The following is a 20,237-nucleotide window of genomic DNA, read 5'->3' on the forward strand; positions in this document are numbered from 1 at the left end:
GCCTTCTACAATGATCATACTACTCGATTTTAACTTCTTTAATAACTGGCCAGCTCGTATGTTGTTTTGTAGCTTCAATACGAATTGCACGAATGGTTTTGCCACCTAAATCCACTGCCGCCATTCCGTCATCAGAAAAAGAGCCCACTTTTTTAAATGTTTCTCCATCTTCAGAAACTAATAAATCAGCATGCTGAATATAGTCTTTTGAATCTCCAGTGATTACTGTAATTTTATTGGCCAGAACAGGTTCGCCCAATTGAATTTGGTAAAAATCACCAATTCCAATGCTTCTGCTTCCCCAATAAAAAGTATTTGATTTTCCATCAAAAATGTACTCGAGGTGATAATTTCCATGATTTGGAAGATTGGTAGTTAACCAAGCATGTCTCACCAAGGCTGGTTTTTCTTTTTTAGGAATAAACTCGCTTTCATTTATGGCGTCATCAACATAATAGCTAATTCCCAAAGTTTTCATGTGATCATAACTTTGCTCTAATCGCTTTAAATAGGAATCCCAATTTCTGTTTTCCTTTGGAGACCAAAGAACTTCGGCCAAAGCTGTAATTCTAGGATATAACATCTCTTCTACTCTATCTTGAGTTGCAACACGCTCCGTCCATAAACAAGCCTGCCCTCCTAAAACTAAATTGTTTTTCTTTAAGGCTTCCATCTCCGCAGAGATAGGATCCCATTCATAAACCTTCCTAGTTGCATTTCCAGCGTAGCCCCAATCGAAGTAACAGCCGTGCTGCGGCGCCATTATTACAGGAACATTCCTTTCTAAGGCTTCTACGGCTTGATTGAATCCATAGTCACGCCACGCCATAACAATATCCTCTGTCGAAGCGGCATGTCTCTCATTAATTTCATCCCAGCCCACCATGGTTTTGTCGTATTTCTTAACTACGGCCGACATTTTTTTTGTAAAAACATCTTGTAATTCGCCCCATGTATTTAAATTTTCTTGTTGATGTAGTTTTTGACATTTCGAACATTTTTCCCAAATATTTGTCGGTACCTCATCACCTCCTAAATGTATTTTCTTAGAAGGAAAAATAGCAGCTATTTCTTGAATCACTTTTTCTGCAAAAGTATATGTATCCGGATTCCCAAGACAAAGCATGTTCACGTTCATTCTCTTGCGATCTTTCATAGGCATTTCCTCCGGAAACACTTCAAAATCACCGCCTGTACACGACAAATTAGGGTAAGCAGCAAGAATACCAATCGCATGACCTGGTAAATCAATTTCTGGAATTACCTCAATATTGTGAAGTCCCGCAAAAGCGACTACTTGCTTTAAATCTTCTTGGGTATAAAACTTATTGGATAATTCTGGGTAATCTTTGTAATAAGTCCCAGCAGATGTAAGTTTAGGATAGGCTTTAATCTCCACTCGCCAAGCATTATTATCAGTAAGATGTAAATGCAGTTTGTTCAATTTAAAAAAAGACATTTGCGTGATCGTTTCTTTCAACTCATCGACTGTCCAAAAATGCCTACTGCAATCAAGCATCAGTCCGCGGTAATTAAATCGCGGTTGATCTTCAATTTTCAGTTGCATTACACTATTGTTTTCAGCACTAAGCACGATTTGTTTCCAGGTTTGAAACGCATTAAAAGCACCTCCAAAGTCTGAAGCTTCTATATGAACTCCAGTCTCATTTATTTGTAATGTATAAGATTCAAGACTTAAATTTTGAACTTTTTTAATTCGAATAGCAGTATTTTTTGCCTTATCGACAATTTGTATAGCACCCAGATTATTTTTTTGATTAAAAGCAATATATTGTTCGCCTAACTGTTGCCAATCAGAAGGTAATTCTAACTCATTCAGTAATTTTACATTCAGCTTCTTTTGATATGTTTCTACAAATTTGGGCTGCGGAATTATCGCTAATTCCGTACTAGTTGCAACTACTGTTTTTTGACTTTTACAAGATACTACTGCAATACCTAAGAATAGGCTAATTATTATTACTTTTTTCATAAAGTGAAATCTAATTTAAGGATAGAAGTTATCCTTTGCTATTTAAAAAATGAATAATCTGTGGTGTGATTTGTCTGATACTAAATTTCGAAAAAAATCTAAAATCCACAATTGCCAAATATATCTCATTTTATTAAAAACAAAAAACCAATTATCGTTTAAATTACGTTTCCTAGAAAAAACAGACATTATACCACATACAATTTTGCACCCTTCAAACTCGATATTCCACAGTTAATAATACAGTCTGAAATCAAGTAATTTGCAGAGACCATAATGCTTTTCATGCAACTCTTCTACGATTTCAATTAGATTATCTTGATCTTGGCATAAGCTGAAAAAAGCTTTATCTAAGTTAATGCTATTAATATTTTGCATGGCTTCTCCATATCCTGAAACTGCACGAGCGCCAGTAACATCTAAAAAATACTGTGCTTCTTCTGGATCTAAATCAAGTACTTTTATATTGGCAAAATGCAAAATTTTACCTGTTAGCTTTCCTTCAAAAAGCTCAGCCATTTCTGTTAAACTGTAGTAATATTCATTGACACATATAGAATTTCCCTCACCCGGCATTACAAGATAGATTATTTCATAATCCTTAAAATTATGGTCGTCGTAGCGCAACGCACTTAAACCCTCTTCGACTCCTTCAATCGTATCGCAGGTTCTATAAATACTTGTTATTCCTTGTTCCAAAGCAATTTGACCTAGATTTCTAAAAACCTCAGTATTGATAACTGTTTCTACATCAGGAACAACTTCGAGACAGAAAATAAATTTATCGTTATCCATGAAATTTTATTTTTTTTATTGCTTTAAACAAACAACTTTTTGTTACTAAAAAAGAACTCCTTAATGAAATAACTATACTGTGACTTCTATTTGCATTAAAAACGAGGTCTAAAACTTATTAGCTATTTATTTTCCAAAAATACTAATAATGAAAATTATAGCGAGTCTTTTACGGCCAATAATTAATGCAAGACATTACTTTATCCCGAAACCAAAACAGTTTCAGATTACCTCTAATTTCGAATATAATACTTTCTCTGATTCTAGTTTGTAATTATTTTATGTTTCGAAATAGCAGTATTCCGTCTGTCTACATCATTAAAAAAAGTGTACTTCTATATTATAAAAAATACACAAAAAATTAATTATCAACAATTTACAAAACAAAATCACTAGAGAATTTTAAAAATATCGCAATTTATTTTCGATAAAAAGACTAACTTTAGATTATGAAAAAACATTACAATATTATTATAGCGGGAGCTGGTGGCATCGCTGAGGCAGTTAGTTTAATTTTGGCGGAATGGAGTGATATCACTCCTACTCTTTTTATAGGGGACAGGAGTTTTTTAAAAGCTAAAAAAGTAGCCAAATGGGTTGAAGAAGGCACTACAAAACCCTGCACTATAAAAGCTTTTGATCTTGTCGAAACTGGAATAACTGACGAGATGGAGGACATCTTTCTGCAAGGAGATATTGTTCTGGATTGCTTGCCAGGTAGTGCAGCGCCGAGAATTGCTCAATTTGCAAAAGACTTCAACCTTCATTACGCAAACCTTACAGAATACGTTGCCGAAACCGAAGAGATTAAAGCCTTGTCTAAAAATGCTACAACTGGTTTTATATTACAAACTGGTTTAGCACCAGGATATATTGATTTATTAGCCCATGAATTGTTCCTACAATTTTGCAACGACTACAAAGTAAACTCTGTTCACACACTGGAATTTAAAGTAGGTGCGCTAACGAAACATGCTGTAGCACCACATTTTTATGGTTTTACCTGGAGTCCTGTTGGTGTTGCCACCGAATATCTAAAAGACACAATTGTATTAAGAGACTACGTTAAAACAACACTTCCATCCTTATCAGAGCGAGCTACTATTATCATTGATGGTATTTCTTATGAAGAAGATCTTACCTCCGGAGGTGCCGCTGATTTACCCGATGCATTATCAGGAAAAGTATGTCGGCTTGATTATAAAACATTGCGATATCCTGGTCATTATGCTTGGGTAGAAAAGCAAATTAAAAAAGCTGCAACCACCGAAGCTGCCATTAAAACCTTACAGCAAAAAATGCAAGAGGTAATTCCTCGTGTAGAGGATGACCAAATTATATTGTATGCCGCCATAGAAGGTAAAGATATCGAAGGTGTTTTACGCCGTCGCGAAATAGCTAAAACTATTCTCCCGCAAAAAATAGGGAATCATCAACTAAGAGCAATTCAAACTACTACCGCAGCACCTTTGGCGCAAGCCGCACAATTACTCCTAGAAGGAAAACATAAAGGTGCTGTTCTTCAAAGCCAAATTGATTCAGCTGCATTTCTCGACGGGCATTTTGTTTCAAAAGTATATGGAAAACTATAGCGCACAACCAGACAAAACAAACTGCCATTTTCTGCCCAATCGAAATACATTTTTTTGTAATATTACGTTCTATAAAAGCACAGTTAATATTTGCAAATAATGAGAATCTACTACATCAATAATGGAAAGGAAAATGGTGGCCCTTTTACACTAGAAGAATTAAAATCCCAACAAATAAACAAAGCTACTTTAGTATGGTATCAAGGTATGGACGAATGGAAACATGCTCATGATATCGAAGAACTTAGCTCTTTTTTCACAGTAGTTCCGCCACCTATAAAATTCACCACTCCTACTCCCGAAACTATTTCTACTCCCAAAATTGAGGATGAAAAGGAATCAGAATCAACTATCCTGGGATTAAAGAAAAGTCACTTTTTTTTAGCCCTCTTATTTCTAGCGATATTTACAGCTGTGGTTGTTCTCAACGTTATTCAAAATAACAAAAGAAGCGAAATAGACCTTAAAAATAAGGAAACAGAGTTTAGCAACGAGAAAATTGATCTGGAGCAAAATGAACGTAACGAGCAACGCATTCAAGAGGAAATTAGAAAAAGAATTGAATTAGAAAATAATAACCTAAGAAAAAGAGATTCGATTAATAGTCGTATTAATGAAATTAAGAGCATACTTATTGATAAAAAAAATCAATTAGAAAATGCAAAAAGGGCGTTAAGTGATGCAGAAACCTTTACGTTCCTTAGGTCTGAAAATGAAAAATTGCAAGAGATCAATTTGATACAAAATGACATCCAAACTATAAAAGCTGAAACAGACCAGCTCACTAATGAGGCGGACAGATTGTATTTGATACTGGAAACGATTCGTTAATAAATTACGACTTTGATTAAAAATTAAACCAACTAATCTAGTTTTTATATAAAAGTAGGTTAGTTGGCTTAAACAATTACACCATCAATCACATTTTAACCATCCAGTAATACTCATTCGAGTATTTTGAGTAACCAAAACTTCATGAAGTAACTCATCGCTTTTAAAGAAGACGGTCTTTCCTTGAGTAGGTGAAATTTTTTGGTTGTTATTTTCTTGGTGAATTAGTAACTCTCCACCATCTTCGGGTTGCCAATTATCATTTAGATAACTAATCATCGAATATTTCCGACTAGGATTATTCTGAAATTGATCGAAATGTTGCAGGTAAAAATCCCCCTTTTCATACAGCGAATAATGAAATTCATAACCGGTAATTCCGGTAAAGCAACTCTCATTTAAGTAGGCAATAAAGGCCTCTATTTGGACAAAAAAAGCATTTTCAAATTCATTGTTGTGCTTTTTGTCGAGCCAGTAAATAGAATCACTTCGCACTGCGTTGTCATACGTAATCACTTCTGAGTTTCCAGTTCCTGCGACAATCAATAAGTTTTGCTGGTTTAAGGCGAGTAAATTTTGCTTTAAGCTGTTCGCTAGTTCGTTGCTTAAAAAATTTTCAGAGATACCTACCTTGTTCTCAATGTAGGAGGTAATTAAAGCTTCAAAGCTATTTTCCATTTATTTTCCGTTGACGGAAAGTGATGTCAACGGAGCAAGGTAGAATAAAAAAAAATAGCAATAGTCAAATTAGAACTAAACTTAATAATCAAGAAAACACAAATACAAAAAAAGGATCCAGATATGAATCTGAATCCTTTTACAATTATATAAATCCTATTTTTGGCTGTTACAATCTACTAATATAACTTCCATAAATATCCTTAAACTGATAGCCTTCAGATATCCTATCCTTGCTTAGTTTTTTATATTCTACCATTGCCCAAAGAATGAATTCTTTCATGAAAAATTTGTCTTCCTTTTCTAATTGTGGTTGGTATTTCTTTACTAATATCTCAAGTGGCACAATTGCTCCTAGAATGCTTTGGTATTCCTCATCCTTAGCGTCATCTAGTAATTCAAAACCACTTTCGGCAAAAAACCATTCGACTAAATCCGTATATGGTGTTTTTTCATCTGGCTTTTCTAGTTTTTCAATTTTGGGGAAATAACCTGGAAAAAAGGTATGAATCGCTGAGCCAATTAAGTTTTGAGCAACGTATGCCGCTCCCTCCTGCTCTCCTTCATAAACTAATTCCACTTTCCCTGTAATCGACGGAATAATTCCCATAAAGTCAGACAAACGCAAGATGGTTTTATCATCTCCTGCTTTTAGAGCGCGGCGTTCTGCCGTGCTTAATAAGTTTTCATAAGCGGTGATACTCATTCGCGCACTTACCCCACTTTTATTGTCGATATATTCACTTTCTCGTGCTTCAAAACTAATTTGTTCTAATAAATCCTTTGCCAAGGAAGGAACATAAACCATATCACTCTGATCAGCATCCAGATTTGCTTCCTGGGACGTAATCGCGCGAGCAATTTCTATAGTTTCAGGATAGTGGGTTAATATTTGAGAACCTATTCTATCTTTTAACGGAGTTACAATATTCCCTCTATTAGTATAATCTTCAGGATTTGCAGTGAATACAAACTGCATGTCTAGCGGCATTCGCAATTTAAATCCTCTAATTTGAATATCACCTTCTTGTAAAATATTAAACAATGCCACTTGTATTCTCGCCTGTAAATCAGGCAATTCGTTAATTACAAAAATACAACGATTGGCACGTGGAATCATCCCAAAATGAATCACACGATCATCAGCATAAGACAATTTCAAATTAGCTGCTTTTATAGGGTCAACATCTCCTATTAAATCAGCAACGGTTACATCTGGAGTAGCCAGTTTTTCAAAGAAACGATCATTTCTGTGCAACCATGAGATAGCAGTAGCATCTCCGTTTATCGCTATTAAATCTTTGGCATAGCGCGAAATAGGATTTAATGGATCGTCATTAATCTCTGAACCGTTCACATAAGGAATATATTCATCTAATAATTCGATCATTTTTCTCGCTAAACGAGTTTTGGCTTGACCACGAAGTCCTAATAAATTGATGTTGTGACGCGATAATATAGCTCGCTCCAACTCAGGAATAACTGTATTCTCAAAACCGTAAACCCCTTCAAATACTGGTTTTCCTGATTTTATTTTCTCTCTTAAGTTAGTTCGTAACTCATCTTTAATGCTTTTACTTTGATATCCTGAAGCTTTTAATTCGCCTAAAGTATTTATATTTTCTATTTTCATTTTTTTTAGTTTAATTAACCGCTAAATGCGGGAAGTCTTTATTCTAGTTCCTCAACTTATTATATTTAACCGCAAAGAGTACAAAGCTTTACGCAAAGTTCACTATTTCCTTTTATCTCTATTCTTATTTCTACATTCTATCTTAATATCCTCGACTGAATACTACTACTCAACTGAACACTACTTTATCTTCTTCTTTCTATTAGCTTCATAATCTTCAAAAATCATTTCGCCAAGTCCTTTCAGTCCAGTATAGAAGGCTTTTCCTTGATTGGCTTCCGTAAACTTATTGACAAATTTCTGTAAGTAAGGGTCGTTTGCAATCATGAACGTGGTTATAGGAATGTGTGATTTTCTGGCTTGTTGTGCCTGACTGTAGCATTTATCGACAATATATTCGTCCAGGCCATTACTGTTCATATAATAGCTGCCGTCTTTTTCGCGAACACAACTCGGTTTACCGTCCGTGATCATGAAAATTTGTTTGTTGGTGTTTCGCTTTCTTCTCAGTAAATCCATAGCTAGCTGCAATCCCGCAACGGTATTGGTATGAAAAGGTCCCACTTTTAAATAAGGTAAATCTTTAATGGCGATAGTCCACGCATCATTCCCAAAAACCAAGATATCTAAAGTGTCTTTTGGGTATCTCGTAGTAATCAATTCTGCAAGCGCCATAGCTACTTTTTTGGCAGGCGTGATTCGGTCTTCTCCATACAATATCATACTGTGGCTGATGTCGATCATTAGTACGGTACTCATCTGTGATTTGTATTGGGTATCCTCGACAACCAAGTCATTCTCAGTGAGCATAAAATCTTCTACTCCATTATTGATTTGGGCGTTGCGTAGACTCTCCGTGAGCGAAATTCGTTCTAGACCGTCGCCAAAGTGAAACTCCCGGAATTCCCCCGTATGCTCATCTCCACTCCCAGAATGTTTTGTTTTGTGATTTCCGTTTCCAGAGCGTTTCAAGTTCCCAAAAATCTGGTCTAAAGCCTGCTGCCTAATCGCTCGCTCAGTTTTGGCAGTAATTCCAATACCTGAGGTTCCATCGTCCTTAAGCTCGTCTCTGATGTACCCTTTTTTCTTTAAATCTTCAATAAAATCATCGATACTATAATGTTCATCGGTGAGTTTATATTCTTTGTCTAGTTCCCGCAACCAGTCAATTGCTTCGTCAAAATCTCCTGAAGTATGTGTGATCAATTCCTTGAAAATTCCAAAGAGTTTATCAAACGGAGACTGATTTGGCGCCTCATATTGCTTGAAGTAGAAACCTTTTTTAGTAACATTTTCCATAGAGTTTAAAATTACATCATTTTAAAACAGTGACTTGGCAAACGATTATTAATTTTTAGTTAAAATAGAGTTTGTTGACACATTCCGTCACAATCAGTTTGCCCTAAAATAAATAAGTTTAATTTTACCGTTTTAAAAATTAAAAATGGAACAATTAGAACATTGGGGAATCTTTTTATCCAATCAGGTCGATAAAAATGCGTTTATCGAAACCCTACTTTCTGGAACATCTAGTTCACAATTAAGTACGTTTAACACTAAAAAAGGAATCCTTTTTTCGGACATTGCTATAGACAATTTTATTAAAAAGGAATACCAATATGACGCTGTAGCAACTGCACTTGAAACCACAAGAAAATTAAGTACTTATTCCTCGGGCGAGCGCAAGAAAGTGTTTTTGAATTATTGTATCAATCAAAAACCTGATTTTATTATCGTTGACAATCCCTTAGACCATTTAGATCAGAACTCAAGAAATACGATTAGGATCACACTAGAGGAATTAGCTCAAAAAACACAATTGATCCTATTAGTAAATCGTCAAAGTGATTTTCCTTCTTTCCTTCTAAAAAAAGCGCACATCAAAGACAATTCATTTGTTCTAGACGAAATAAACCCAGTGCTTAGTGAGCAGAATATATTTGAAGCAAATCGAATCCCAACTCCTCTTAACCCTGTAGTTTTCGCTGAAGAGGTTCTCATAAAAATGAAGAATCTTTGCGTAAGCTACAATGAAAAACCTATTTTAAACGATATCAATTGGACCATTAAAAAAGGAGATTTCTGGCATTTACTTGGGCCTAATGGTTCTGGCAAAAGCACTTTATTGTCCTTAATAACTGGTGACAATACAAAGGGTTACGGACAGGATTTATATCTTTTTGGGATGAAAAAAGGTAGTGGAGAAAATATCTGGGACATAAAAAAAAATATTGGCTATTTTTCGACGGCTATGACAGAGTTATTTCAAAAAAACGACAGCCTCGAAAATATGATTCTATCGGGTTTTTTTGACTCGATTGGATTGTACACCCAACCTACGGATCTACAAAAAAATATAGTTGCGCAATGGCTTGATCTAATCCATTTAAGCTCCCTTAAAAACAAACCTTTTAAAACGCTTTCACTGAGCCAGCAAAGACTTGCTCTTATTGTGCGTGCCGTCATAAAACATCCTCCTTTATTGATTTTAGACGAGGCTGTAGAAGGCTTAGATGACGAAAATGTTGCTATGGTAGCACAGCTCATCACCCTTTTATCACAACAACCAAATATGGCTATTTTATACGTTTCTCATAGAATTGAACCCAATATTATTCCTAATGCCATTTATGAATTAACACCTAATGAAAACGGTTCTCGAGGTAAAATTAGAATCTAAATTACAACTATTTTTTTGGGCGTGACGAGCGTGCTTTGCGCTCTCAATCTCTATTGTCTCGTTTTAAGAACGAGACAATAGAGGATTTCCGCTGCAATCACTCACGCAATATGCAGATGCCAAAGTGATTATCCTATAATAGAACTAATAAAACTGACCGTCAACATAAAACCAAGATCCATCTTCTAATATAAAAATAGAATGTTCATAATGTATTTGTGCCTTTAATTCATCGTCAAGATAAAACGCTTTAAAGGTAACCGTATTTTTAGTACTCTCTAAAACAGACAATCTAATCCACTGATTACTTTGAGCCCATTCTAGAATAGCTGCTTTTTTATGGTGTTTTCTGGTCGAAAAGTGAGTTGTCGCCACCAGATAATCTGCTTTGTGAGTTGCAAATGCTGAATAGCGAGAGCGCATCAAAGCTTCTGCAGTGGGTGCTTTCTTTATTCCTTCGATATAAGGTTTGCAACAATTATCAAAATCTTGTTGCGAGCCGCAATAACATTTTATCATTCGAAGTAAATTACAAATGTCCGTTTAAACCAATAATTCGTTGTTGCAGTTGATTTAATAAAACTTGGTATTTACTAATTTCAATCAAATCTTCATCCTCATCTGAAAAGTCAAGAAAATCGTCCAATTGATCACTTACTTCCACTAATTTATTGTTGGCTTCTTTTGCATTTTTGGCTGCAATCAAATCGATTATTTCTTGCACATTTGCTTTTAATTCGATGAATTTTTCGTTTTCCATTATTTCTTTAATTATATAGTATCAGAATTTTTAGTGTCGTGGAATTTTTTCGCAATTTGTTTTAATTTTTCCTTTCTAAGAATTTCTGCATTTTTAACCCTGTCCTGTGCTTTGTGCAGCTTATCGTTGTGTTTTTTAATATTCTTTTCGTTATTCCTGCTCATAATTCCTGTTTTTAATTTGCTCTTAAAACCCAATTTCTTTCTGTTTCCTAGGCTTTTATTGGTTCAACCTAAAAACTAAAAACAGCCACTAAATAAACCCTTGGTTTTTAGTAGTAAAAAAAATCTTGTGCAAAGTTCGACATTTTAATTTAAACGAATAGTACAGCCCATACGTTAAATAGGGTTTTCATTCGACAAACTATCCGTCATAAAAAAGAAAAAACACCCTGCATTTGTCTATTTTTCGCCACTTCTCCTTTTTTAATCTGCTATTGAACAAGAATTTAATTAATTTGACACTTTAATATATTTTTTAAAATTATCGGGATATTTTATTATAATAACTATATTTGGAAACGTTAAAAAAATCCCACAATCGATCATATAGATTAAATGACATCTAAAAATTATAGATTAAAATTCTTCAGGTGGCTTATAGCAAAACCAAAGACTGCCGGTCTTTTCACTTTCCTGTTACTAAGTACTATTGTAGGTTTCATTGGCTTTCAACAATATAAAATTGTTAAAGATGATGAACAACTCGTGATGAAGAATACACTACATGTGATTCATCAAAACATTGAGCAATCACTTAAAAACTCATATACCTCTACACTTACCGTAGCACTTACAATAAATGATCAAGGAATTCCTGAAAATTTTGACACTATAAGTAAGAAGTTATTGCACTCAAATTTACCTTTATCAGCCATACAATTAGTCCCAAAAGGAGTGGTCAAGTATGTCTATCCAATGAAAGGCAATGAGGCCGCCATAGGATTAAATATTTTAGAGACGCCGTATCTTAAAGAAGAAGCATTACAATCAATCAAAAACCAAAAAATGTACTTTGCTGGCCCTATCAAGTTAAAGCAAGGCGGTACAGGTATTGTGGGACGTCTACCTGTTTTTCAGGGTGGTGATTTTTGGGGTTTTTCAGCAGTAATTATCAAACTAAAAGAGCTGTTGCAGACTTCACTAGCTTATGTGGACCTTTCTAAATATTACTTTCAATTTTCTAAAATAGATCCGACTACCAAAAAGGAAGTCTACTTTCTTCCAATAGAAAATAATTTCGCAAATAACTATAGTGTTTCCTTAGTCGTACCTGATGGGAATTGGAAATTAGCACTCACCGCTAAACAGCAAAATTACCTAACTGCAGCAATGTTAATCCCTACAATTCTTGGTTTATTTTTAGCTGCATTATTTGGTTTTTTAATAACGCTAATTCTAAAAAAACCGGCTGAGCTTCAACTTTTAATCAATCAACAGGCTGAAAAGCTATTAAAAAGTGAAATTAAATTTAAAACAATTTTTGATCAAGCAGCAGTTGGCATTACAAATGTTGACCCTATCTCCGGAAAATTTATTGAAGCTAATAATCAATTTTGTGAGCTTGTAGGTTTTACTCAACAGGAATTAAAGGAGAAAACCTATCAGTCAATTACTCACCCAGATGATTTGGCTAATGATGAAAATAATATTTCTAAAATTAAGCAAGGATTAATTCGCAATTATTCGATAGAAAAAAGATACATTACAAAGGAAGGAAATATTATCTGGGTAAATCTATCCGTTTCACCGCTATGGAACGAGAATGAAAAGCCAACAAGTACAATTGCAGTTACTCAAGATATCACATTAAGAAAGGAAGCAGAAGAATTAGTAAAAAAAACAGAAAATCGTTATAAAGGCATATTTGAAGACTCACCATTACCATTATGGGAGGAAGATTTTTCTGAAGTAAAAAAGAATCTTGAGGTTTTAGGATTAATGCATAAAAGTGAAGAGGAAGTTACTGCTTATTTTCAACAAAATCCTAATGAAACTAAAAAATGTAGTGCGTTAGTTAAAGTAATTAACGTCAATCAAGAATGTCTTCGTTTTAATAAAGTTGACAATAAAGAAGCTTTGCGAATGAGCTTATCTCCTTTTATTCATGAGGAGTCTATTGCAACATTTGTTCAACAACTCGTAGCCATTACTCAGGAAAAAAAGAAATTAAATCTCGAAGCTATAATTATAGACAATGAAAACCAGTTTCGCAACATCAATTTAAGGTGGAATATTATTTCCGGTTATGAAGACACTTTAGAAAGAGTTATCGTTTCTACAGAGGATATTACGGAACGAAAAAACACCGAAAAGAAGATTATTGACTCACAAAAACAAATCGAGTCCCTAATCAATACTATCGATGGGATAGTTTGGGAATGTGATAGTAAAAGTTTTTGTTTTTCTTTTATAAGTAAAAAAGTAGAACGTATATTAGGTTACACGCCAGAGGAATGGTTAGCAAGTCCTACTTTTTGGGCAGACCATATTTATCCTGAAGACCGCGAATCGACCGTTAACTATTGCATCTTAAAAACAAACCAACAATTAAACCATGATTTTGAATATCGAATGATTGCCAAAAATGGATCAATTGTTTGGTTAAAGGATATCGTAAATGTAGTTGTTGAAAATGATAATTCAATAAGCCTGCGTGGTATCATGATTGACATTACCAAAAATAAAGAGTCAGAAGAAGATTTGAATAATTCCTTCAACCTAGTTACGGAGCAAAATAAAAGACTTCTAAATTTCTCCTATATTGTGTCGCATAATTTAAGGTCTCACACCAGTAATATCACATCAATTATATCTTTAATTGAGATGTCTGACTCTGAGGAAGAAAAAACTGACTTACTACTACTTTTAAAGTCGGTTTCTAATTCATTAAACGAAACAATGCTTCATCTTAATGAGGTTATAAATATTAGAAACAACATTGGCTTAGTATCTGAATCTGTAAACTTAAATCAATACATAGAAGCCGCACAAAATGTACTTTCAGAACAAATAACAGCAAAGAAAGCAACCATTCTAACCCAAATTCCAAGGGATGTAGTGGTCAATTATAATCCTGCGTATTTAGAGAGCGTATTATATAACATCTTATCAAACTCAATTAGATACAGCCACCCAGACCGTTTACCTATTATTAATATTAAATGGCTAATTGAAGACGAAATGAACGTTTTACAAATCTCAGATAACGGAATTGGAATAGATCTTGTAAAAAATGCCGATAAAATTTTTGGAATGTATAAGACATTCAGCAATAATCCCGAATCAAAAGGAATAGGTTTGTTCATTACAAAGAATCAAATTGACGCTATGAACGGGGCTATTACAGTAAATAGTATACCAAACGAAGGAACTACATTTAAAATCTACATTCGATGAAAAAGAAAAAAATATGGGTCATCGATGATGATGCAATTTACCAAATAATCGTAACTAAAATTATCCAGAAAACGAATCTGTTCTCGACTATTTCATCTTTTTATGATGGAAAAAACGGAATTGAGGCTCTGGCAGACACCATTGCAAATAAGGAATCTCTTCCAGATATTATACTACTAGACATCAACATGCCCATTATGGATGGCTGGGGGTTCATGGAAGAAATGGCAAAACTAGAAGCATTAAAAAACAAAACAATTACCGTCTATATTGCAAGCTCTTCTATTGCCTATGAAGACAAGTTGAAGTCCAAAACCTATCCTGCGATTTTAGGCTATTTATCTAAACCTATTTCTATAAATGATATCCAATTGTTAGCATCTAACGATTAAAATACCTGCAAGAAATTAAGTGACAGCAATCAAATAAGCGCTCTCTTGATTTCTTCTAAAGTTTTATTTGTAAAAATTAATTCCTCTATAATTTCTTTTCTCAAAAGATCTAAATCCTCATATTCAAAATACTTAGCCCAAGAAGTCAAATTGAGAAGGTTTCTTATCTGCTTAATTTTTTTTGTGGTCTCAAAGCTGGTACGAAGAATTGCTTTTCCATTATAATCTGGATTATTTTTATGCTGATAATTAACAGTGTTTTTCGAATAATTCATTTCTAAATAGTACAATTCCTCCTCCGCATTATCAGGATAAAAGTGAGTCCAAGGAGCAAAACCCAATTTGGTTTTCGATTCAGACTCAGGCTCCATCGCTTCTAATCTCCATTTACTGTTAGCTAATCTTCCCCAATGATTTGACAACCGATAAATACCTACTTTTGTATAGTAATAACTACTTCCTGACTTGCTTTCGTATTGTACTTTTAGACCTTCTAGACTACTTAATACTACCTCTTGAAAAACACAAAAAGTATTTTTGAAAGATTTAGGACTGGGGCGAAATATTTTTTCCATCGAACAAAGGTACTCAGAAACTCTAAAATGCAACAGAGGGAACTAATATTTGATTAACTTTGCAAATTAGAATTTTATAAAAGTAAATTGATCATGACAAAGTCTTCACAAGAAAAAATGTTACAAAAAGGAGTTTATACCGGAATAATGGAAAAAGATGAAAACAACAATTTTTTTTGTGGTGAATATCTTTTAGATTATAAAATGGCAATTTCTAATCATAAGTTAGGTGATTATATCACCATTAAATCCATTATAGAAAACCCAAGTGACATAAGCTACAACAAGTACCCAAAGAAGTCAAAGAACTTCGATAAAGCAAACAACAAACCGCAACAATAATATTGTACAAGCGTTTCTTTTTTGACAAATAAAAATCATCGAACACTCTTTTTCGGGAATATTTTTTAGTCACAAACTAAAAAATTAAAAAAAAGTGTACCTTTGCAAAAAATTTGTCGGTTTTGAAACCAAATTATATTGATTTTATATTAAAAGACAAGTAGTTACCATATTTATGAAAAAAATAGTTGAATACCGCAAACTGCTAAATGTAGAAAAAACTGCAGAGCTTAAAGATTTAAAAACGATCTACCGTAATTCTATGAAAGAATGTCATCCTGATAAATTTCAAGGTGATGAGGCTGGATTAAAAGCAGCTGAAGAAAAAAGTAAACAAGTAATTGAGGCTTACCACTTCTTGGTAAGTATCAATCCAGAAACTACAAAGTTGAACTTACCTGAATACACAGAAACAATTTCAACTGCAACAATTACAGATTACAAATTTGTTGAAGGTAGATTAATTATCAATTTTTCAAACGGTAGCGTTTATGAGTACATTAGTGTACCTAAATCCACTTATGTTAAAATGGTAAACGCATCTTCTCCTGGAAGATTTGCAAAAAGACATATTCTTAATTCTTTTACTTGGAGAAAAACATTGAACCAAGACTAGACTAAACAAAAATAAGCAATACTAAAGCACCCTTCACGGGTGCTTTTTTTATATATCACTTTTCTAACTAGATAGTAACGATGTTACTCTTTTAAAATATTTTTAAAACAAACCTTTGGATTTAGTATAATCGACTTGTTTTTCCTACTTTAGTCCTCCAAACCAAACTAAACCATATCACGATGACCAATCCCTGTAGTAAATACGAATTGCAATATAAAAAAGCTAAAGAAACTCTGGCTATTTTAAAAGTAAATCAAGCAGAAATTGACTTAAAACTACAAACCGACTCCATTAGTGCTGACTTACATAAAAAACTCAGAACAGTCAATCTCGAGATAAAAATTACTTTGAATGAATTAGAACAAGCTGAAGACGATATACAGCAATGTGAATTGCAATTTAAATTAAAACAAAATACATTCTAAATCTAGAACTTAAAAACACCTTCTCACTACGAACTAAAGAAGAGGTGTTTTGACATATCCAAAATTTCATCAAATGAGAATGTCTTATTTATTTTAATATTTTCACAACTAAATATTTATACCCAACTCATTAATTCTACACGGCTAAAGCAAAAAACATCATCCTACCTTATAGTTGACTACCTATAGACCTCGTTCCTAAACTTCACTATTTTATTTCGAATTTTAACAGCGACACACTATTATTTATCAAAATGAGTACTAAAAAAATAACAAAAATTTAGGCATGAAAATTAATTGTACTTTGATAATTTTAAATACTTTTGCACACTTAACTTAATTAACTAATTAATATTAATAATGAAAAAAATAATTTTATTACTTTCTGTTGCTGTTGTTTTATTTTCTTGCAACAAAGTTGGAAAAGACGAATTCCTTATCACTGGTACTGCAACTGGTATTGAAAATGGTAAAACTATAATCTTAGAATCTCAAGACCCTACCACTGGAGCAATTATTGCTTTAGACACTGTAAAAGTAGAAAACGGTAAATTTGAAATCAAAGGAAAAGTGACTGAACCAGCTTTCCATACTATTCAATTAGAATCAGTAGCAGGACAAGCTCCATACGGTAAAGTTCCTTTTATCTTGGAGAACGGAGAAATCAAAATCGCTATTGATAAAGACAGTATCCAGAAATCTAAAGTTTCAGGTACATATAGTAATGAGGAGTACGTTAAATTTAACGAGGAGATTAAAGTAGTTCAAAAGAAACTAATGGACTTCCAAACTCAAAACATGCAAGCAATGAATACAGCACAACAAGCACAAGATACTGCTGTAATCAATAAATTAATGCAAGGTTACTCAGCAATCCAAGAAGAAGTAGGTGCTGCTACTAAAGCAAAATACACCACTTATGCTGAATCACACCCAAAATCATATATTAGTGTATTAATTGTACAAGGAATGGCTAACGACCCAAGTGCTGACATTAAAAAAACTGAAACAATTTTCAATAGCCTTGATGAATCTTTAAAAAACACTAAAGCTGGAAAATCAGTTAAAACAAGACTTACTGAGATAAATTCTCCTGCTGTTGGTGCATCTGCTGCTCCAGTTGGAGACGCTAAATGAACTTCCGATTTTTCTGCGCCTAATCCTGAGGGGAAAATTATTTCTCTAAAAGAAAGTTTAGGAAAAGTAACAATTGTAGATTTCTGGGCATCATGGTGTGGTCCATGTCGAAAAGAAAACCCAAATGTCGTTGCGATCTATAAAGAGTTACACTCAAAAGGTCTTAATATAATTGGTGTTTCATTAGACAAAGACGCTGCTAAATGGAAAGAAGCTATCGCTAAAGATAAATTAACCTGGCCACAGGTTTCTAATCTAAAATTCTGGGACGAGCCAATTGCAGCTCAATACGGAGTGCAAGCAATTCCTGCAACTTTTATACTTGACGCTTCGGGTAAAGTCGTTGCAAGAGATCTAAGAGGTGCTGAACTTAGAGCAAAAATCATCGAACTTTTGGCCAAATAATCGGTTTAGAAGTCCAAAATAAAAAAATCTCCCTAGTGGAGATTTTTTTATTTTATTCAATACCAACACGTTAAAAATAATACTAAAATTAAGTGTAAAATTAGTTTGTAGAAACGAAAACTGTTTCTATATTTGCACCGCTAACAACAGCCAACTGTTGTACTCAAAGGCTTAGGGGAGATACTCAAGCGGCCAACGAGGGCAGACTGTAAATCTGCTGTGTAAACTTCGCAGGTTCGAATCCTGCTCTCCCCACGAAAAGGGTTAAAGATAGTAAAACCAAGGTTTATCAATCTTTTCAAAAACCCACAAAAAAACGTGTTAAGCCTGCAAATCCAACGATTTGCAGGCTTTTTTGTTTTTCTGCACTTTGTCAATATTTATAATATCGTTCAAAGTTTTTATGGCAGAATCGTGGCACATTTGTATATTTTAAAATGTGCCACAGAATACCATCTAAACACCTATAAACATAGGGGTTAACGTGCTTAACGACTTGATTTTTTGAAGTTATAATTCTACATTTATTAATCTAAAACGTTGAATTATGTTAGAAAGCAGTTTTGGGCTGGTTTTCTTTTTGAAAATCCCCCGCAATGAAAGTAAAATTAGAACCGTTTATCTTAGAATTACTGTAGATGGAATACCAAAAGAAACATCTACAAAACGTAAATGGGACATCGCACGTTGGGATCAAAAAGCAGAAAGGGCGATTGGTAGTAAAGAAGATGCAAAATCACTTAATTTTTTTTTAGATTCTCTGACTCTAAAAGTCAATGAGTACAAGACAGAAATTATGTACAGCGGAAAACTAATAACTTCCCAGAAGGTTATGGATCATTTGCTAGGTAAGATTACTCCCAGAACTAAAGTGCTAGAAGAGTTTGAAAAGCACAATGCAGAAATGACAGCATTACTAGGAAGAGGATATGCGAAAGGAACTCTCGATCGTTTCACTATTACGATTAATCATTTAAGAGCATTTACAGAACTTAAATTTAATGCGAGTGATCTTGAATTTACAGATTTAAATCTCGAATTTATAAAGGATTTTGAATTTTACTTAAGATCAGTTCGCAAATGCAGTAATAATACAACGCTTAAATACATCGCTAATTTCAAAAAAATAGTCATTCGTGCTATCGATAAAGAAGTTATCTTGAAAGATCCATTTAAGAACTTTAAAAGCAAAAAAACTAAAATCATTAAAAAGCCTCTTTCCACTCAAGAGTTATATGAATTAGAGCGACATTATTTTACTACTGAACGCTTAAATGTAGTAAGAGATGTATTCGTCTTTCAATGTTATACAGGACTGGCTTATATCGACGCATATCAATTAAAAAAAACAGATATTAAAATGGGGGTCGACACACAATCGTGGATTATGACCGAAAGACAAAAAACGGGATCCTCAACGAATGTTCCTCTCCTACCACAGGCGCTACAGATAATTGAAAAATATAAAGAACATCCTATCTGTTTGCAACGTGGTACAGTCTTACCCGTTTCTTCTAATCAAAAAATGAACGAATATCTAAAGGAAATTGCTGCACTGTGCGGTTTTCCCTTTACTCTAAATACTCATATGGCTCGCAGGACGTTTGGAAGCACTGTAACATTACAAAATAACGTCCCTATTAATGTAGTTAAAGAAATGCTGGGACATTCATCAGTTAAACAAACGGAGGCATATGCTATAACAGAGCAGATTACAGTTGGGCGGGAAATGGCACTTTTAAATAAACGTTTAAATAAAACTAAACCAATCATGTGTGAATCAGATGCTGCTATTCTTCGTAGATTAGAGAAAGAAATAAAAGATATCAAGAAAAAATATAATGTATCTAATCAAAATTTGGAGGCACTTTAGGAAAAGTAACATACAGGTAAATATCCGTAATTCTTTACAAGTAGGAAGTTATGAATAATAGATAATAATAATAATGCCCCCCCAGTCAAACATTTAAATTTACAATACA

At 33.8% G+C, this 20,237-nt stretch carries 19 protein-coding genes, 1 tRNA gene and 1 pseudogene; 12 read left to right on the forward strand and 9 right to left on the reverse strand.

Annotated elements, in window-relative coordinates:
* Positions 1-19: 19 nt before the first annotated feature.
* The gene (locus E0F98_RS13980; RefSeq protein WP_132112540.1) at positions 20-1,993 is read right to left on the reverse strand and encodes a glycoside hydrolase family 20 protein; all 1,974 of its coding nucleotides are present in this window, start codon (positions 1,991-1,993) and stop codon (positions 20-22) included.
* Between the two features lie 234 nt (positions 1,994-2,227).
* On the reverse strand, positions 2,228-2,788 hold the full coding sequence (locus E0F98_RS13985; protein ID WP_132112542.1) for a DUF6642 family protein: 561 nt from the start codon (positions 2,786-2,788) through the stop codon (positions 2,228-2,230).
* A 449-nt stretch (positions 2,789-3,237) separates the two neighbouring features.
* On the opposite strand from E0F98_RS13985, the gene E0F98_RS13990 reads away from it, so the two are divergent.
* Both E0F98_RS13990 and E0F98_RS13995 read left to right on the forward strand, forming a co-directional pair.
* A complete protein-coding gene (locus E0F98_RS13990) occupies positions 3,238-4,380 on the forward strand; it encodes a saccharopine dehydrogenase family protein (RefSeq protein ID WP_132112544.1) in 1,143 nt (380 codons plus the stop codon).
* Positions 4,381-4,479: 99 nt separating this feature from the next.
* Positions 4,480-5,211 carry a DUF4339 domain-containing protein gene (locus E0F98_RS13995; protein ID WP_132112546.1) on the forward strand — a complete coding sequence of 244 codons (732 nt, stop codon included), beginning with the start codon at positions 4,480-4,482 and terminating at the stop codon, positions 5,209-5,211.
* 84 nt (positions 5,212-5,295) lie between these two features.
* On the opposite strand, the gene E0F98_RS14000 is transcribed toward E0F98_RS13995, so the two are convergent.
* The 3 genes from E0F98_RS14000 to E0F98_RS14010 all read right to left on the reverse strand — a co-directional run bounded on the left by E0F98_RS14000 (position 5,296) and on the right by E0F98_RS14010 (position 8,821).
* Positions 5,296-5,889 carry a 2OG-Fe(II) oxygenase gene (locus E0F98_RS14000; protein ID WP_132112548.1) on the reverse strand — a complete coding sequence of 198 codons (594 nt, stop codon included), beginning with the start codon at positions 5,887-5,889 and terminating at the stop codon, positions 5,296-5,298.
* A 169-nt stretch (positions 5,890-6,058) separates the two neighbouring features.
* A complete protein-coding gene (locus E0F98_RS14005) occupies positions 6,059-7,522 on the reverse strand; it encodes an AAA family ATPase (protein ID WP_132112550.1) in 1,464 nt (487 codons plus the stop codon).
* Between the two features lie 180 nt (positions 7,523-7,702).
* Positions 7,703-8,821, reverse strand: coding sequence for a vWA domain-containing protein (locus tag E0F98_RS14010; RefSeq protein ID WP_132112552.1), 1,119 nt, complete (start codon positions 8,819-8,821; stop codon positions 7,703-7,705).
* Between the two features lie 145 nt (positions 8,822-8,966).
* Here E0F98_RS14010 and E0F98_RS14015 point away from each other — a divergent pair, with 145 nt between their 5' ends.
* The gene (locus E0F98_RS14015) at positions 8,967-10,202 is read left to right on the forward strand and encodes an ATP-binding cassette domain-containing protein (protein ID WP_132112553.1); all 1,236 of its coding nucleotides are present in this window, start codon (positions 8,967-8,969) and stop codon (positions 10,200-10,202) included.
* A gap of 144 nt (positions 10,203-10,346) precedes the next feature.
* Here E0F98_RS14015 and E0F98_RS14020 read toward each other — a convergent pair whose 3' ends face one another.
* Genes E0F98_RS14020 through E0F98_RS16075 form a run of 3 tightly spaced genes read right to left on the reverse strand, consistent with a single transcriptional unit; the run spans position 10,347 to position 11,126 of the window.
* Positions 10,347-10,721: a YchJ family protein gene (locus E0F98_RS14020; RefSeq protein WP_132112555.1), complete on the reverse strand. Its 375-nt coding sequence runs from the start codon at positions 10,719-10,721 to the stop codon at positions 10,347-10,349.
* Between the two features lie 10 nt (positions 10,722-10,731).
* Positions 10,732-10,962 (reverse strand): hypothetical protein, encoded by a 231-nt coding sequence (locus E0F98_RS14025; protein ID WP_132112557.1) that lies wholly within the window; start codon positions 10,960-10,962, stop codon positions 10,732-10,734.
* A gap of 11 nt (positions 10,963-10,973) precedes the next feature.
* Entirely contained in the window at positions 10,974-11,126 is a 153-nt protein-coding gene (locus tag E0F98_RS16075; RefSeq protein ID WP_165929327.1) for a hypothetical protein, read from the reverse strand.
* 393 nt (positions 11,127-11,519) lie between these two features.
* Here E0F98_RS16075 and E0F98_RS14030 point away from each other — a divergent pair, with 393 nt between their 5' ends.
* Both E0F98_RS14030 and E0F98_RS14035 read left to right on the forward strand, forming a co-directional pair.
* On the forward strand, positions 11,520-14,360 hold the full coding sequence (locus E0F98_RS14030; RefSeq protein WP_132112559.1) for a PAS domain S-box protein: 2,841 nt from the start codon (positions 11,520-11,522) through the stop codon (positions 14,358-14,360).
* The gene (locus tag E0F98_RS14035; RefSeq protein ID WP_132112561.1) at positions 14,357-14,752 is read left to right on the forward strand and encodes a response regulator; all 396 of its coding nucleotides are present in this window, start codon (positions 14,357-14,359) and stop codon (positions 14,750-14,752) included. Before E0F98_RS14030 ends, E0F98_RS14035 begins: the two co-directional genes overlap by 4 nt.
* A 29-nt stretch (positions 14,753-14,781) precedes the next feature.
* Here E0F98_RS14035 and E0F98_RS14040 read toward each other — a convergent pair whose 3' ends face one another.
* Positions 14,782-15,327 carry a hypothetical protein gene (locus tag E0F98_RS14040; protein WP_132112563.1) on the reverse strand — a complete coding sequence of 182 codons (546 nt, stop codon included), beginning with the start codon at positions 15,325-15,327 and terminating at the stop codon, positions 14,782-14,784.
* Positions 15,328-15,420: 93 nt separating this feature from the next.
* Here E0F98_RS14040 and E0F98_RS14045 point away from each other — a divergent pair, with 93 nt between their 5' ends.
* The 7 genes and pseudogenes from E0F98_RS14045 (at position 15,421) to E0F98_RS14075 (ending at position 20,128) form a co-directional block, all read left to right on the forward strand.
* Entirely contained in the window at positions 15,421-15,669 is a 249-nt protein-coding gene (locus E0F98_RS14045) for a hypothetical protein (protein WP_132112565.1), read from the forward strand.
* Between the two features lie 175 nt (positions 15,670-15,844).
* A complete protein-coding gene (locus E0F98_RS14050; protein ID WP_132112567.1) occupies positions 15,845-16,285 on the forward strand; it encodes a KTSC domain-containing protein in 441 nt (146 codons plus the stop codon).
* Positions 16,286-16,467: 182 nt separating this feature from the next.
* The gene (locus tag E0F98_RS14055; protein WP_132112569.1) at positions 16,468-16,713 is read left to right on the forward strand and encodes a hypothetical protein; all 246 of its coding nucleotides are present in this window, start codon (positions 16,468-16,470) and stop codon (positions 16,711-16,713) included.
* Between the two features lie 360 nt (positions 16,714-17,073).
* The gene (locus E0F98_RS14060) at positions 17,074-17,850 is read left to right on the forward strand and encodes a DUF4369 domain-containing protein (protein WP_132112571.1); all 777 of its coding nucleotides are present in this window, start codon (positions 17,074-17,076) and stop codon (positions 17,848-17,850) included.
* Positions 17,851-17,868: 18 nt separating this feature from the next.
* Positions 17,869-18,255 (forward strand): annotated as a pseudogene (locus tag E0F98_RS16335) (peroxiredoxin family protein); the annotation flags it as partial.
* 174 nt (positions 18,256-18,429) lie between these two features.
* Positions 18,430-18,510: transfer RNA gene (locus E0F98_RS14070), tRNA-Tyr, on the forward strand.
* 292 nt (positions 18,511-18,802) lie between these two features.
* Complete coding sequence (locus E0F98_RS14075) at positions 18,803-20,128, forward strand: site-specific integrase (RefSeq protein WP_132112573.1); 1,326 nt, start codon at positions 18,803-18,805, stop codon at positions 20,126-20,128.
* The last annotated feature ends 109 nt before the right edge of the window (positions 20,129-20,237 follow it).

Origin of the sequence: Flavobacterium hiemivividum, from assembly GCF_004349145.1 — a bacterium.
GTDB lineage: Bacteria > Bacteroidota > Bacteroidia > Flavobacteriales > Flavobacteriaceae > Flavobacterium > Flavobacterium hiemivividum.

Bases quoted from the DNA above. Each gene is read 5' to 3' on its own strand.
- E0F98_RS14045 (WP_132112565.1), top strand. From the start codon at position 15,421: ATGACAAAGTCTTCACAAGAAAAAATGTTACAAAAAGGAGTTTATACC.
- E0F98_RS13995 (WP_132112546.1), top strand. From the start codon at position 4,480: ATGAGAATCTACTACATCAATAATGGAAAGGAAAATGGTGGCCCTTTT.
- E0F98_RS13990 (WP_132112544.1), top strand. From the start codon at position 3,238: ATGAAAAAACATTACAATATTATTATAGCGGGAGCTGGTGGCATCGCT.
- E0F98_RS14035 (WP_132112561.1), top strand. From the start codon at position 14,357: ATGAAAAAGAAAAAAATATGGGTCATCGATGATGATGCAATTTACCAA.
- E0F98_RS14040 (WP_132112563.1), bottom strand. From the start codon at position 15,327: ATGGAAAAAATATTTCGCCCCAGTCCTAAATCTTTCAAAAATACTTTT.
- E0F98_RS14025 (WP_132112557.1), bottom strand. From the start codon at position 10,962: ATGGAAAACGAAAAATTCATCGAATTAAAAGCAAATGTGCAAGAAATA.
- E0F98_RS14010 (WP_132112552.1), bottom strand. From the start codon at position 8,821: ATGGAAAATGTTACTAAAAAAGGTTTCTACTTCAAGCAATATGAGGCG.
- E0F98_RS14005 (WP_132112550.1), bottom strand. From the start codon at position 7,522: ATGAAAATAGAAAATATAAATACTTTAGGCGAATTAAAAGCTTCAGGA.
- E0F98_RS14055 (WP_132112569.1), top strand. From the start codon at position 16,468: ATGACCAATCCCTGTAGTAAATACGAATTGCAATATAAAAAAGCTAAA.
- E0F98_RS14050 (WP_132112567.1), top strand. From the start codon at position 15,845: ATGAAAAAAATAGTTGAATACCGCAAACTGCTAAATGTAGAAAAAACT.
- E0F98_RS14015 (WP_132112553.1), top strand. From the start codon at position 8,967: ATGGAACAATTAGAACATTGGGGAATCTTTTTATCCAATCAGGTCGAT.
- E0F98_RS13985 (WP_132112542.1), bottom strand. From the start codon at position 2,788: ATGGATAACGATAAATTTATTTTCTGTCTCGAAGTTGTTCCTGATGTA.
- E0F98_RS16075 (WP_165929327.1), bottom strand. From the start codon at position 11,126: ATGAGCAGGAATAACGAAAAGAATATTAAAAAACACAACGATAAGCTG.
- E0F98_RS13980 (WP_132112540.1), bottom strand. From the start codon at position 1,993: ATGAAAAAAGTAATAATAATTAGCCTATTCTTAGGTATTGCAGTAGTA.
- E0F98_RS14030 (WP_132112559.1), top strand. From the start codon at position 11,520: ATGACATCTAAAAATTATAGATTAAAATTCTTCAGGTGGCTTATAGCA.
- E0F98_RS14020 (WP_132112555.1), bottom strand. From the start codon at position 10,721: ATGATAAAATGTTATTGCGGCTCGCAACAAGATTTTGATAATTGTTGC.
- E0F98_RS14000 (WP_132112548.1), bottom strand. From the start codon at position 5,889: ATGGAAAATAGCTTTGAAGCTTTAATTACCTCCTACATTGAGAACAAG.
- E0F98_RS14060 (WP_132112571.1), top strand. From the start codon at position 17,074: ATGAAAAAAATAATTTTATTACTTTCTGTTGCTGTTGTTTTATTTTCT.
- E0F98_RS14075 (WP_132112573.1), top strand. From the start codon at position 18,803: ATGTTAGAAAGCAGTTTTGGGCTGGTTTTCTTTTTGAAAATCCCCCGC.